Source organism: Enterobacter sp. BWH52 (genome assembly GCF_001037565.1).
Taxonomy (GTDB): domain Bacteria; phylum Pseudomonadota; class Gammaproteobacteria; order Enterobacterales; family Enterobacteriaceae; genus Enterobacter; species Enterobacter hormaechei_C.
In genome coordinates, this window is record NZ_KQ089854.1 from 137,280 (window position 1) to 149,705 (window position 12,426).

The following is a 12,426-nucleotide window of genomic DNA, read 5'->3' on the forward strand; positions in this document are numbered from 1 at the left end:
TTAGAATTGCCAATAGTACAACGCCGATAAGATGATGATGAATAACTTACCTGACACGCCTGATTTGCGCATTTTACTGATCAAACTTCGCCATCATGGCGACATGTTACTCACCACCCCCGTCATCAATTCATTACGCCAGAAATGGCCTGAAGCCCAAATCGACGTGCTTCTCTATGAAGAGACGCGAGACATGCTCGCCGCGCATCCGGCAATCGGGACGATCTATGGTATCGATCGTAAATGGAAGCAGCTGGGGACGCTGAAGCACCTGCAAAAAGAGTGGCAGTTGCTTCGTGCTTTACGCGCTCAGCATTATCATCTGGTGATCAATCTTGCCGATCAGTGGCGCAGCGCGATTGTTACCCGCTTCACCGGCGCACCGGTTCGGCTCGGGTTCGCTTTTAACAAGCGCAAGAATGCCTTCTGGCGTTTTTGTCACAGTGAACTGGTCTCGGTCGCCAGCCATCAGTCGCTGCACACCGTTGAACAAAATCTCTCCATACTGTCAGCGCTGCCGGTAATGGCCAACCCTACCGTCACCATGGCTTACAGCGCGGATGACTGGCGCCATGCTCACCAAAAGCTGACACAAAAGGGCGTGGGAGACCGCTACATCGTTATTCAACCCACGTCACGCTGGTTCTTTAAGTGCTGGGACGAAGGCAAAATGGCGCAAACTATCGCCACGTTGCAGCAGGACGGCCACACTATCGTCCTTACGGCGGGACCGGATAAGAAAGAGCTGGCGATGATTGACCGCATTCTTGCCGCCTCCCCGCAGACGGGTGTTGTATCGCTGGCAGGGCAGTTAACCCTGCGCCAGCTGGCCTCGCTAATCGATCACGCGATCCTGTTCATTGGCGTTGACTCCGTACCCATGCACATGGCCGCCGCCCTTCAGACGCCCTGCGTGGCGCTGTTTGGCCCGTCAAAATTGACGTTCTGGTCGCCATGGCAGGTTAACGGCGAGGTCATCTGGGCAGGTAACTACGGCCCGCTTCCCAACCCTGACGCCATTGATACAAAAACGACGGAACGTTATCTCGACGCCATCCCCGTTGATGCTGTCGTCTCCGCCGCAAGGAGATACCTGCAATGAAGCTTCATCGTCTGGCCATTGTGCGCCAAAAATATCGTCCGGATGGAGGAGCAGAACGTTTTGTCTCCAGGGCACTTACCGCGCTGAGCAATCAAAATCTTGAGCTCAACGTCATCACCCGCGAGTGGCAGGGCGAAAAGCAGGACGACTGGCATATTCATATTTGCGATCCACGAAAGTGGGGCCGCATCAGCCGTGAGCGCGGCTTTGCACACGCCGCACGCGCGCTGTGGCAGCAACAGCAGTTTGATATTGTCCAGAGCCACGAACGTATTCCGGGCTGCGATATTTACCGCGCCGGGGATGGTGTACATCGACGCTGGCTGCTACAGCGTACGCGTATTCTTCCCGCCTGGCGTGCGAAGCTGCTTATGAACGATCGTTATCACCGCTACGTGATGAACGCAGAACGTGAAATGTACCAGGCTCCCGAGTTGAAAGCCGTTATCTGTAATGCGGAGATGATCAAACGCGAAATCGTCGAAGACTTTGATATTGACGCAAAAAAGATACATGTGATTTATAATTCAATAGATTCCAGCCGCTTCGTTCCGGCAGAAGAGAGACAACGCGCTGTACTGCGTCAGCAATTTGGCTTACCCGCTGATGCCGTCATTTTCTGCTTCGTGGGTTCAGGGTTTGAACGCAAGGGGCTGGCAAGCGCTATTCGGGCTATAGCAGGAACATCGGCGTGGCTGGTTGTGGTCGGTCAGGATAAAGCGGAAAGCCGTTATCGCGACCTCGCCCGTTCATTAGGCTGTGAAAGGCAAATCCGTTTTCTGGGGATGCAAAAAGAGACGCTGCCATTTTATCAGCTTTCTGATGGTTTACTGCTGCCGACGCTGTATGATCCTTTCCCTAACGTCATACTTGAAGCAATGGCATGTGGATTGCCCGTCATTACGTCAGAGAGTTGCGGTGGTTCAGAATTTATTGAGCAAGGCCAGAACGGGTTTTACTGTGATGCACTTGATATCCACACATTGAAGGAGGCCGTCATGTCCATCCCTTCACTGGAAAAAAATAATAATATGGGGCTTGCGGCGCGTGAACGCGTCAGAGAAGCAACCCCTGAAAAACTATCAAGTCAGCTTATTTCGCTTTATCAAAAATTACTGGATTAATAATGCGCATCCTAATGATTATTGATGGTTTACCCGGTGGAGGAGCCGAAAAAACGGTTCTCACCCTCTCCAGCGGACTGACAGAACTGGGGCATCAGGTCACCCTTTTCTCCTTACGGAAGGTGTGCGACTACGCCATTCCGGAAGGCATCGATTTTCAGATTGTGCAGGATACCTGTAAAAAACCCTGGCGGAAGCTGACCGAGATCCCGCGTCGCGCCCGTTTGCTGGATCGCGCCATCGAGAAGGCAGAACGCAGCGGTAAATTTGACGTCGTGTTCTCGCATCTGCATAAAACCGACCGTATCGTGGCGCACAGCCGCGTGCTGGATCGGGATAAGGTCTGGTTCTGCGTTCACGGGATGTTCTCCTTCTCCTATTTGCGCCATCGCAGCGGGCTTTCTCGCTGGTTTAAGCATTATAAAATTCGGCATACCTATGAAAACCGCAACGTGGTGGCGGTTTCCGGCGCCGTGCTGCACGACCTCTCTGAAGTACTCGCGATCCCCCTGCGGCGCAAAGCGGTTATCCATAACCCCTTTGATATCCCTGAAATTCAGCGTCTGGCGGAAGCGCCCTTTGAGATGCAGGGGCAGGATTACATTATCCACGTTGGCCGTTTTCATGAACACAAACGTCACGACCGGCTGCTGCGGGCGTTTGCGCTGAGCAAGATCGACGCATCGCTGGTGTTGATGGGCAAAGGTTCTGACGCGAAAATAAACCAGCTCAAACAGCTTGCCGCTAAGCTGGGAATTGAAAACAAGATCGTCTTCCGCCCGTTCGAAACCAACCCCTACCCGTGGATCAAAGGGGCACGCCTTTTAGTGTTAAGTTCCGACTGCGAAGGTTTTGGTAATGTACTGGTAGAGTCCATTATCTGTCAGACCCCACCGGTGAGTACAAACTGCCCTGGCGGTCCTGCTGAGATCCTTACTGGCCCCCTGGCGCGAGGTCTGACAGCGTTAACCGACGAATCACTGGCGAAAACACTGGCAGAATTGTATGCCTCTCCGCCAGTTGTTGATCGCGAAACGATCGCATCGTTCGGTATTAACGCCATTTGCCAGCAATACATTGCTTTGGTCGACAACCAAAAATAATCAGGTTTCATATGCAAAATTCAGCGCCTTTATTAAGCGTGGTGGTTGCCGTTTATAACGGTGAAGCTTTTCTCGATCAGTTCTTTACCTGCCTTGTAAATCAACACATCGACAGTATGGAAGTCATCATCGTGAATGACGGCTCCACTGACCGCTCGATGCAAATTGTCGAAAAATGGCGCGAAAAGCTGCCACAGATGCAGGTTATTGAACAACCTAATCAGGGCGTGTCCATCGCGCGTAATACCGGCCTGGCGGTTGCGACCGGGCAGTATCTCTCTTTCCCGGATATTGATGATGTCTTCAAACCCGGCATGTACCAGCGTCTGCTGGATATGGCCGTCAAGCAGAACCTGGATGTCGCCACCTGCAATGGCAACTACGTCTGGGAAAATAACAAAAAACCGTCTCGCCCTATCTTCCCTGAAGATAAGCTCGCCTCAACGGGCGTCATGAATGGTGCGGCATGGTTAAAAAAGGCGCTGGATTCACGTAAGTTCCTGCATGTGACCTGGCTGAATATCTATCGTCACGATTTTATTCGTCAGCACGGCTTCCGTTTCGAGCCTGGCCTGCGCCATCAGGATATTCCGTGGACGACTGAGGTGCTGCTTGCCGCGGAACGCGTTCAGTACACCAGCGAACGCTTTTACGACTACTACATTCACTCCGCCTCGGTATCGCACACCCCGGATAATGACGACACGCTGATTCGCTCTGCGCGCCATTACATGAAGATACTGAAGATGCTTGATGCCATTAACCAGCGCTACCCGGATAAAGTGAAAAATATCCCGGCCTGCCACTGGCAAATCGCCAAAGAGGGTCTGGGAATTATTCATACCTTCGACAACATGAAGGATGAGGCGAAGAAAGCAATGATAATCAAAGAGTTCTTCGACACCGGGATCTGGAAGCTCATCTGGAAAAGTGCCAAAAGCCCGCGTTTGCGCTGGCGCCTGGGCCGACGCTACTTCCGTTTAAAACGGTATCTGGCATAAGAGATAGCTTTAGCACGCTTAAATGCTTAGAATTTCCCGGCCGAAACTAAAAAAACGGATAATCGCTTGGAATTGTTGTATACCGCCCTGCTCTACATCATTCAGCCACTGGTTTGGCTGCGACTGTTGCTTCGTAGCCGTAAAGCGCCTGCGTACCGTAAACGCTGGGCCGAACGCTATGGCTACTGCCGCAATAAAGTGGCGCCGGACGGTATTCTGCTGCATTCCGTGTCAGTCGGGGAAACGCTGGCCGCCATTCCACTGGTGCGTGCCCTGCGCCACCGTTATCCGTCACTGCCCATCACCGTCACCACGATGACGCCAACCGGCTCAGAGCGCGTGATGTCTGCCTTCGGTAAAGACGTGCATCACGTCTACCTGCCGTACGATCTCCCCTGCGCCATGAACCGTTTCCTGAATACCGTGCGCCCTAAACTGGTGATCGTCATGGAAACCGAACTGTGGCCGAATATGATTTCCGCCCTGCATGCCCGTAAAATTCCTTTGGTTATCGCCAACGCGCGTCTGTCGGAACGCTCGGCTAAAGGGTACGGCAAGCTGGGTAAATTTATGCGTCGCCTGCTCAGCAAAATCACGCTGATCGCCGCGCAGAACGAAGAAGATGCCGCGCGCTTTATCGCCCTCGGCCTGAAGCGCAACCAGCTTGCGGTCACGGGTAGCCTGAAGTTCGATATTTCCGTCACCCCTGAACTCGCCGCCCGTGCGGTAACGCTGCGTCGTCAGTGGGCGCCGCGTCGCCAGGTCTGGATTGCCACCAGCACCCATGACGGCGAAGAAGCCATTATCCTTCAGGCTCACCGCCAGCTGCTGGAAAAATTCCCTGATTTACTGCTGATTCTGGTTCCTCGCCATCCGGAGCGTTTTAAAGATGCCCGCGAGATGGTGCAAAAAGGCGGTTTCAGCTTTACCCTGCGCAGCAGCGGCGAAATCCCCTCTGGCAGCACGCAGGTGGTGATTGGCGATACGATGGGCGAACTGATGCTGCTGTACGGCATTGCAGACCTCGCCTTTGTTGGAGGTAGCCTGGTGGAGCGAGGTGGTCATAACCCGCTGGAGCCGGCAGCCCACGCCATTCCCGTGCTGATGGGTCCACACACGTTTAACTTCAAAGATATCTGCGCGAAATTGCAGCAAGCCGATGGCTTAATCACCGTGACCGATGCGGACTCGGTGGTCAAAGAGGTCTCAACCCTTCTGACTGACGAAGATTACCGCCTGTGGTACGGTCGTCACGCCGTTGAAGTCCTGCATCAGAACCAGGGCGCACTGACCCGTCTGCTGCAACTTCTGCAACCTTATCTGCCGCAGCGGAGCCACTAATGTCAACGCGTCTGTCGGTCGTGATGATCGCCAAAAACGCCGCCGACCTGCTTCCGGATTGCCTGGCCTCTGTTGCCTGGGCTGACGAAATCGTCATTCTCGACTCCGGAAGTACGGACAATACGGCGGACGTTGCCCGTGTAGCCGGGGCAAAAGTCTTTACCGACACCGACTGGCAGGGCTACGGTATTCAGCGTCAGCGTGCGCAGGGTTACGCCACGGGCGATTACGTGTTGATGATCGATACCGATGAGCGCGTCACCCCAGAACTCCGACAGGCCATTCAAACGGTGCTTGCCGCGCCACAGCCTGGCGCGGTCTACAGTATCGCGCGTCGTAACTATTTCCTGGGCCGCTTTATGCGCCACAGCGGCTGGTACCCCGACCGCGTGATGCGCCTCTATGCCCGCGAGCGTTATCAGTACAACGATAACCTGGTCCATGAGTCTCTGGCCTGCGATAACGCTCAGGTCATCCCCCTGACGGGCGATCTGCTTCATCTGACCTGCCGCGATTTCGCCAGCTTCCAGCGTAAACAGCTGAACTATGCCACCGCCTGGGCACAGGAGCGGCATGCGCGCGGCAAGAAGGCCACGCTGACCGGCATCTTCACCCACACGCTGGGCGCGTTTCTGAAAACGCTGCTGCTGCGTGGCGGCGTGCTGGACGGCAAACAGGGCTGGTTACTGGCCGTAGTGAATGCCCAGTATACTTTTAACAAATACACCGAGCTGTGGGCGCTGAACCGCGGCTACTCAGAGAAAACGTGAGCCATGAGCACAAAAGCGATTTATCCGGGTACCTTCGATCCGATCACTAACGGTCATCTTGATATCATCACCCGTGCGGCGTGTATGTTCGACAAGGTGATTCTGGCCATTGCCGCCAGCCCGAGCAAAAAGCCGATGTTCGACCTGAACGAACGCGTGCAGCTTGCCACCGATGCGATTTCGCATCTGTCGAATGTTGAGGTCGTCGGATTCAGCGACTTGATGGCAAACTTTGCCCGTGACCGGCATGCCAATATCCTGATCCGCGGTCTTCGCGCGGTAGCAGACTTCGAATATGAGATGCAGCTGGCACACATGAACCGCCATCTGATGCCGGAGCTGGAGAGCGTATTCCTGATGCCCTCCAAAGAGTGGTCCTTCATCTCTTCTTCGCTGGTGAAAGAGGTGGCGCGCCATCATGGGGACGTTACCCACTTCCTGCCGGTTAACGTCCACCAGGCGTTGATGGAAAAGCTAAAGTAACCCTACTTCTGGCACTGACGGCAGTAAAACGTGGCGCGCTGAGCGTGCTTCGTGGCAATAATCGGCGTCCCGCAGGCTCTGCACGGCTCACCCTTACGGCCATAAACCTGCAACTCCTGCGCAAAATAACCCGGCTTCCCGTCGCTTTGCAGGAAATCCTTCAGCGTCGTCCCGCCCTGCTCAATTGAGCGCAGCAGTACCGCTTTAATAACCCTGACCAGCAGTTCGCACTCCTGCGCCGACAGCGAGGAGGCCAGCCGATCGGGATGGATCCCGGCGGCAAACAACGATTCGCTGGCGTAGATATTCCCCACGCCTACCACCAGCTTGTTATCCATCAGCCAGGGTTTAATCGGGGTTTTCTTTTTCGCGCACTTCTCTTTGAGATAATCTGCGTTAAACGCCTCTGAGAGCGGCTCAGGTCCGAGATGCGCCAGCACGTTGTGTCCTTCCAGCTCTTTGGTCCACAGCCATGCGCCAAAGCGACGCGGGTCGGTGTAACGCAGCACTTTGCCGTTACTCATCACCAGATCAACGTGGTCGTGCTTTTCCGCAGGCAACTCTTCGGTAAGAATACGCAGGCTTCCCGACATGCCCAGATGGATAATGATCCAGCCGTCAGGCAGCTCCAGCAGCAGGTATTTCGCGCGGCGCTGCACGCTCAGGACGGGTTTGTCACTTAACGCGTGGATCTCATCGGACACCGGCCAGCGCAGACGCCCGTTGCGAACGACAGCATGAAGAATAGTCGCGCCAACCAGATGGGGCTCAATGCCGCGGCGGCTGGTCTCTACCTCAGGTAATTCAGGCATGGTTCCTCCGTTGAGATGCAGAATGCAAAAAACCCCGCAGTTGCGGGGTTTTTCAATACAAGGAGACTAAAATTATTTGATTTTAGCTTCTTTGTACAGTACGTGCTGGCGTACAACTGGATCGAATTTTTTCAGTTCCAGTTTTTCCGGCTTAGTACGTTTGTTCTTCGTGGTGGTGTAGAAGTGACCTGTACCAGCAGAAGAAACCAGCTTGATTTTCTCGCGAATACCTTTAGCCATGATTTATTTCCTCTTTAAGTACTTAGTACTTTTCGCCACGGGCACGCAGTTCGGACAGAACTGTATCGATGCCTTTCTTATCGATTACACGCATACCTTTAGCAGATACGCGCAGGGTGACAAAACGCTTCTCGCTCTCAACCCAGAAACGGTGAGAGTGCAGGTTCGGCAGGAAACGGCGTTTAGTCGCGTTCAGTGCGTGGGAACGGTTGTTACCGGTCACCGGACGCTTGCCAGTAACTTGGCAGACTCGGGACATGTCTATTCTCCAAAAATCAAATTAGCTCGAGCTTCGTATGGGGTATCGGCGCCTCGTCAGGCTTTACAGCCCGGTCATCGCATAGTTCTATTGAACTCTCGATTGCCAGGCCCAAATGCCAAACCCGAGATTCTCAAAGGTGGCGTAGTATACGCTGACTCGGCGGTGTGCTCAAGTCCCGAACAGACAAAGATCCCGATGGATCGCGAGAAAAGGCCTAAATCCAGCCACGTTCGGCAAAAGAAATGTACTCTCCGCGGCCAATTATCAGATGGTCCAGCACACGAATGTCCATGAATTGACAGCATTTGATAATACGTTCGGTAATTGCTTTGTCAGCTCTGCTTGGTTCTGCACAGCCAGAGGGGTGATTATGCGCGAGGATCACGCCGGCTGCATTCACTTTTATCGCTTCCCGCACAATTTCACGCGGATGCACCTCAACATGGCTCAATGTTCCCGAAAAAAGGCGGGTATGTTTCAGTACCCGGTTTTTGTTGTCGAGAAAGATCACCATAAAGATCTCCCGCTCCAGATCGGAGAGCTGGCTTTGCAGAAATTCGCGGGTCATGTCGGGGGTGAGGATCGGGTCTTCTTCCTCCATACGCACGTTGTAAAATCGCCGGGCCAGCTCGGCAATGCCCCGCAACTGGGCATATTTCGCCACGCCAATGCCCTCAACGTGCGTAAACGCCTCCAGCTCAGCGGTCAGCAATCCATACAGTGAACCGAAATGGTCTATCAGTTCTTTCGCCAGCGTAAATACCGTTTTCCCCGGCGTGCCTGTGCGTAAAAAGAGCGCCAGCAGCTCGTCGTCCTTTAACAACGTGACGCCATGACGCAGCATTTTTTCACGCGGTAGCAGCAGTTCAGTCTCTTCCATGCCTGGCCTCCTTCTGTTTGCCATTATGCTGCCACAGGCAAATTCGGGGTTCGATGCTGGCATTTCGTTCTTGCGTAACGCCTCGCAAAGTGAATTAAGGACATCATCACCCCGTTTTAGGGATTGTGATAAAATGCCCGCTCTCTGGTGAAACCCAACAGGAAAGAATCATGATGAGCCTGGCCGGTAAAAAAATCGTTCTTGGCGTCAGCGGCGGTATTGCTGCCTATAAAACGCCAGACCTGGTGCGCCGTTTGCGCGAGCGCGGGGCCGACGTACGGGTCGCGATCACCGAAGGCGGCAAAGCCTTTATCACCCCACTGAGCCTGCAAGCCGTCTCGGGATACCCGGTATCCGACAGCCTTCTCGACCCGGCGGCCGAAGCCGCAATGGGCCACATTGAGCTGGGGAAATGGGCCGATCTGGTTATCCTTGCCCCCGCCACGGCAGATTTAATTGCCCGCCTGGCAGCCGGTATGGCGAACGATCTGGTAACGACCATTTGCCTCGCCACGCCTGCGCCCGTCGCGGTTGTGCCCGCAATGAACCAGCAGATGTACCGCAACGCCGCTACCCAGCACAATCTGGACACGCTGGCCTCGCGCGGCCTGCTGATTTGGGGACCGGACAGCGGCAGCCAGGCCTGCGGCGACGTGGGGCCAGGGCGTATGCTCGACCCATTAACGATTGTTGATATGGCCGCCGCCCATTTCTCGCCTGTCAACGATCTGCAACATCTCAACATCATGATTACCGCGGGCCCCACGCGCGAGCCGCTGGATCCGGTGCGTTACATCACCAACCACAGCTCCGGCAAAATGGGCTTTGCGATTGCTGCCGCGGCAGCCAAACGCGGCGCGAACGTCACGCTGGTGAGCGGCCCGGTGTCGCTTACCACACCAGCGTTTGTGCAGCGTATTGATGTGACGACCGCGCTGGAAATGAACGCCGCCGTACTGGCGCATGCTCAACAGCAGCATATTTTTATCGGCTGTGCGGCCGTCGCTGATTACCGCGCCGAAACTATTGCTGACGCCAAAATTAAAAAGCAAGGCGATGAATTAACAATAAAAATGGTGAAGAACCCGGATATCGTTGCCGGTGTCGCCGCACTGAAAACTCATCGTCCTTACGTTGTTGGGTTTGCCGCAGAAACGAATAATGTGGAAGAATATGCCCGGCAAAAACGTACCCGCAAAAACCTCGATTTAATTTGCGCGAACGACGTATCGCTGTCCACGCAAGGATTTAACAGCGACAGCAACGCATTGCACCTTTTCTGGCAGGATGGAGATAAAGTCTTACCGCTTGAGCGCAAAGAACTCCTGGGCCAACACTTACTGGACGAGATCGTTACCCGTTATGATGAAAAAAATCGACGTTAAGATTCTGGACCCGCGCGTTGGCGAGCAATTTCCGCTGCCAACGTATGCCACCTCCGGCTCTGCCGGTCTTGACCTGCGCGCCTGTCTCGATGACGCCGTAGAACTGGCGCCGGGTGCAACGACCCTGATCCCGACCGGGCTGGCGATTCACATTGCTGACCCGTCACTGGCAGCGGTGATCCTGCCGCGCTCTGGCCTGGGCCATAAGCATGGCGTCGTGCTGGGTAACCTGGTCGGCCTGATCGACTCTGACTATCAGGGTCAGCTGATGGTATCCGTATGGAACCGTGGCCAGGACAGCTTCACCATTGAGCCGGGCGAGCGTATCGCGCAGATGGTGTTTGTACCGGTGGTGCAGGCAGAATTTAACCTGGTGGCAGACTTCGACGCTACCGACCGTGGCGAAGGCGGCTTCGGCCATTCCGGGCGCAAATAACCGCCCGACAAACACGCATCTCACAGCGCCATAATGCAATAACAAACCGCAAACGTCAGTTTGCGGGTCGCTGTGTGGTTGCCAGCCTGACAAGTGCTTATTTTCAGGGGTATTTTGTAACATGGCAGAAAAACAAACCGCGAAAAGGAATCGTCGCGAAGAAATACTTCAATCTCTGGCTCTGATGCTTGAATCCAGCGACGGCAGTCAACGCATCACCACCGCAAAACTGGCGGCCTCTGTGGGCGTGTCAGAGGCGGCGCTGTATCGTCATTTCCCGAGCAAAACCCGGATGTTTGACAGCCTGATCGAGTTTATCGAAGACAGCCTGATCACGCGCATCAACCTGATTCTGAAGGATGAAAAAGACACCAGCACGCGTCTGCGTCTGATTGTGCTGCTGATTCTGGGCTTTGGTGAACGTAACCCGGGTCTGACCCGTATTCTGACCGGCCACGCGCTGATGTTTGAACAGGATCGTCTGCAAGGCCGTATAAACCAGCTTTTTGAGCGTATCGAAGCCCAGCTGCGTCAGGTTCTGCGCGAGAAGAAAATGCGGGAAGGCGAGGGATATAATACGGATGAAACCCTGCTGGCAAGCCAGATCCTGGCATTTTGCGAAGGGATGCTCTCCCGGTTTGTGCGCAGCGAGTTTAAATATCGACCAACGGACGATTTTGACGCCCGCTGGCCGTTAGTGGCTGCTCAGTTACAGTAACGCCATCGCCGGATGGCGGCTTCGCCTTATCCGGCCTACGAACGGGTAGGCCCGGTAAGCGCAGCGCCACCGGGCAATTGAATTAAACGCCAAACTCTTCGCGGTATTGACGCACCGCCGCCAGATGATCAGCCATCTCAGGCTTCTCTTCCAGATACGCAATCAGATCTTTCAGGGTAATAATCGACGTCACTTTGCAGTTGTAGTCGCGCTCCACTTCCTGAATAGCAGAGATGTCGCCGCGCCCACGCTCCTGACGATTGAGCGAAATCAGCACGCCCGCAAGCGTTGCACCGTTAGCCTGGATTATCTCCATCGATTCACGGATCGCGGTACCTGCGGTGATCACGTCATCCACCAGCATCACGCGGCCCTGCAACGCGCTGCCTACCAGGTTGCCGCCTTCACCGTGGGTTTTGGCTTCTTTACGGTTAAAGCAGTACGGTACGTCGCGGTCATGGTGCTCCGCCAGCGCCACCGCCGTGGTGGTTGCGATTGGAATGCCTTTGTACGCGGGGCCAAACAGCAGGTCGAAATCAATCCCGGAATCCACCAGCGCTTCGGCATAGAAGCGGCCTAACAGTGCCAGGTCGCGCCCGGTATTAAACAGCCCGGCGTTGAAGAAATACGGGCTTTTACGCCCGGATTTCAGCGTGAACTCGCCAAACTTAAGTACCTGCTTGTTAAGCGCAAACTCAATAAACTGGCGCTGATACGATTTCATGGATTTGCTCCTTTGTCTTTTCAGTCTTACAGGCAAAAAAAAGGC

The 12,426-nt window shown here is 54.5% G+C and carries 15 protein-coding genes; 10 read left to right on the forward strand and 5 right to left on the reverse strand.

The features are described from left to right. Nucleotides 1–31 precede the first annotated feature (31 nt). The 7 genes from rfaQ to coaD all read left to right on the forward strand — a co-directional run bounded on the left by rfaQ (nt 32) and on the right by coaD (nt 6,924). Nucleotides 32–1,102: a putative lipopolysaccharide heptosyltransferase III gene (gene rfaQ, locus SK47_RS00680; RefSeq protein WP_072163321.1), complete on the forward strand. Its 1,071-nt coding sequence runs from the start codon at nt 32–34 to the stop codon at nt 1,100–1,102. Next, a complete protein-coding gene (locus SK47_RS00685) occupies nt 1,099–2,226 on the forward strand; it encodes a glycosyltransferase family 4 protein (protein WP_045332962.1) in 1,128 nt (375 codons plus the stop codon). Before rfaQ ends, SK47_RS00685 begins: the two co-directional genes overlap by 4 nt. Before the next feature lie 2 nt (nt 2,227–2,228). Then, nucleotides 2,229–3,329, forward strand: a complete 1,101-nt coding sequence (locus SK47_RS00690; protein ID WP_022650148.1) for a glycosyltransferase — start codon at nt 2,229–2,231, stop codon at nt 3,327–3,329. 11 nt (nt 3,330–3,340) lie between these two features. Beyond that, complete coding sequence (locus SK47_RS00695; protein ID WP_045332963.1) at nt 3,341–4,330, forward strand: glycosyltransferase; 990 nt, start codon at nt 3,341–3,343, stop codon at nt 4,328–4,330. 66 nt (nt 4,331–4,396) lie between these two features. Further along, complete coding sequence (gene waaA, locus SK47_RS00700; protein WP_003860874.1) at nt 4,397–5,671, forward strand: lipid IV(A) 3-deoxy-D-manno-octulosonic acid transferase; 1,275 nt, start codon at nt 4,397–4,399, stop codon at nt 5,669–5,671. Beyond that, the gene (locus SK47_RS00705; RefSeq protein ID WP_048243328.1) at nt 5,671–6,441 is read left to right on the forward strand and encodes a glycosyltransferase family 2 protein; all 771 of its coding nucleotides are present in this window, start codon (nt 5,671–5,673) and stop codon (nt 6,439–6,441) included. Before waaA ends, SK47_RS00705 begins: the two co-directional genes overlap by 1 nt. A gap of 3 nt (nt 6,442–6,444) precedes the next feature. Continuing rightward, entirely contained in the window at nt 6,445–6,924 is a 480-nt protein-coding gene (coaD, locus tag SK47_RS00710) for a pantetheine-phosphate adenylyltransferase (protein WP_023315165.1), read from the forward strand. Between the two features lie 2 nt (nt 6,925–6,926). Here coaD and mutM read toward each other — a convergent pair whose 3' ends face one another. The 4 genes from mutM to radC form a co-directional block, all read right to left on the reverse strand. Further along, nucleotides 6,927–7,736 carry a bifunctional DNA-formamidopyrimidine glycosylase/DNA-(apurinic or apyrimidinic site) lyase gene (gene mutM, locus SK47_RS00715; protein WP_003860879.1) on the reverse strand — a complete coding sequence of 270 codons (810 nt, stop codon included), beginning with the start codon at nt 7,734–7,736 and terminating at the stop codon, nt 6,927–6,929. Between the two features lie 72 nt (nt 7,737–7,808). Further along, a complete protein-coding gene (gene rpmG / locus SK47_RS00720) occupies nt 7,809–7,976 on the reverse strand; it encodes a 50S ribosomal protein L33 (protein WP_003024094.1) in 168 nt (55 codons plus the stop codon). A 22-nt stretch (nt 7,977–7,998) separates the two neighbouring features. Continuing rightward, entirely contained in the window at nt 7,999–8,235 is a 237-nt protein-coding gene (gene rpmB / locus SK47_RS00725) for a 50S ribosomal protein L28 (protein ID WP_002436699.1), read from the reverse strand. A gap of 217 nt (nt 8,236–8,452) precedes the next feature. Next, nucleotides 8,453–9,118, reverse strand: a complete 666-nt coding sequence (gene radC, locus SK47_RS00730; RefSeq protein ID WP_006812419.1) for a RadC family protein — start codon at nt 9,116–9,118, stop codon at nt 8,453–8,455. A gap of 173 nt (nt 9,119–9,291) precedes the next feature. Here radC and coaBC point away from each other — a divergent pair, with 173 nt between their 5' ends. From coaBC to slmA, 3 genes are all read left to right on the forward strand, one after another. After that, nucleotides 9,292–10,503: a bifunctional phosphopantothenoylcysteine decarboxylase/phosphopantothenate--cysteine ligase CoaBC gene (gene coaBC, locus SK47_RS00735; RefSeq protein ID WP_086532025.1), complete on the forward strand. Its 1,212-nt coding sequence runs from the start codon at nt 9,292–9,294 to the stop codon at nt 10,501–10,503. After that, nucleotides 10,481–10,939 carry a dUTP diphosphatase gene (gene dut, locus SK47_RS00740; RefSeq protein ID WP_015570042.1) on the forward strand — a complete coding sequence of 153 codons (459 nt, stop codon included), beginning with the start codon at nt 10,481–10,483 and terminating at the stop codon, nt 10,937–10,939. Before coaBC ends, dut begins: the two co-directional genes overlap by 23 nt. Before the next feature lie 121 nt (nt 10,940–11,060). Beyond that, a complete protein-coding gene (gene slmA / locus SK47_RS00745; RefSeq protein WP_003860901.1) occupies nt 11,061–11,657 on the forward strand; it encodes a nucleoid occlusion factor SlmA in 597 nt (198 codons plus the stop codon). A gap of 82 nt (nt 11,658–11,739) precedes the next feature. Here the strand turns inward: slmA and pyrE are convergent, their stop codons facing one another. Next, complete coding sequence (gene pyrE, locus SK47_RS00750; protein ID WP_048243330.1) at nt 11,740–12,381, reverse strand: orotate phosphoribosyltransferase; 642 nt, start codon at nt 12,379–12,381, stop codon at nt 11,740–11,742. Between the last annotated feature and the right edge of the window lie 45 nt (nt 12,382–12,426).

Bases quoted from the DNA above. Each gene is read 5' to 3' on its own strand.
- rfaQ (WP_072163321.1), top strand. From the start codon at position 32: ATGATGATGAATAACTTACCTGACACGCCTGATTTGCGCATTTTACTG.
- SK47_RS00685 (WP_045332962.1), top strand. From the start codon at position 1,099: ATGAAGCTTCATCGTCTGGCCATTGTGCGCCAAAAATATCGTCCGGAT.
- SK47_RS00690 (WP_022650148.1), top strand. From the start codon at position 2,229: ATGCGCATCCTAATGATTATTGATGGTTTACCCGGTGGAGGAGCCGAA.
- SK47_RS00695 (WP_045332963.1), top strand. From the start codon at position 3,341: ATGCAAAATTCAGCGCCTTTATTAAGCGTGGTGGTTGCCGTTTATAAC.
- SK47_RS00705 (WP_048243328.1), top strand. From the start codon at position 5,671: ATGTCAACGCGTCTGTCGGTCGTGATGATCGCCAAAAACGCCGCCGAC.
- coaD (WP_023315165.1), top strand. From the start codon at position 6,445: ATGAGCACAAAAGCGATTTATCCGGGTACCTTCGATCCGATCACTAAC.
- mutM (WP_003860879.1), bottom strand. From the start codon at position 7,736: ATGCCTGAATTACCTGAGGTAGAGACCAGCCGCCGCGGCATTGAGCCC.
- rpmG (WP_003024094.1), bottom strand. From the start codon at position 7,976: ATGGCTAAAGGTATTCGCGAGAAAATCAAGCTGGTTTCTTCTGCTGGT.
- rpmB (WP_002436699.1), bottom strand. From the start codon at position 8,235: ATGTCCCGAGTCTGCCAAGTTACTGGCAAGCGTCCGGTGACCGGTAAC.
- radC (WP_006812419.1), bottom strand. From the start codon at position 9,118: ATGGAAGAGACTGAACTGCTGCTACCGCGTGAAAAAATGCTGCGTCAT.
- coaBC (WP_086532025.1), top strand. From the start codon at position 9,292: ATGAGCCTGGCCGGTAAAAAAATCGTTCTTGGCGTCAGCGGCGGTATT.
- dut (WP_015570042.1), top strand. From the start codon at position 10,481: ATGATGAAAAAAATCGACGTTAAGATTCTGGACCCGCGCGTTGGCGAG.
- slmA (WP_003860901.1), top strand. From the start codon at position 11,061: ATGGCAGAAAAACAAACCGCGAAAAGGAATCGTCGCGAAGAAATACTT.
- pyrE (WP_048243330.1), bottom strand. From the start codon at position 12,381: ATGAAATCGTATCAGCGCCAGTTTATTGAGTTTGCGCTTAACAAGCAG.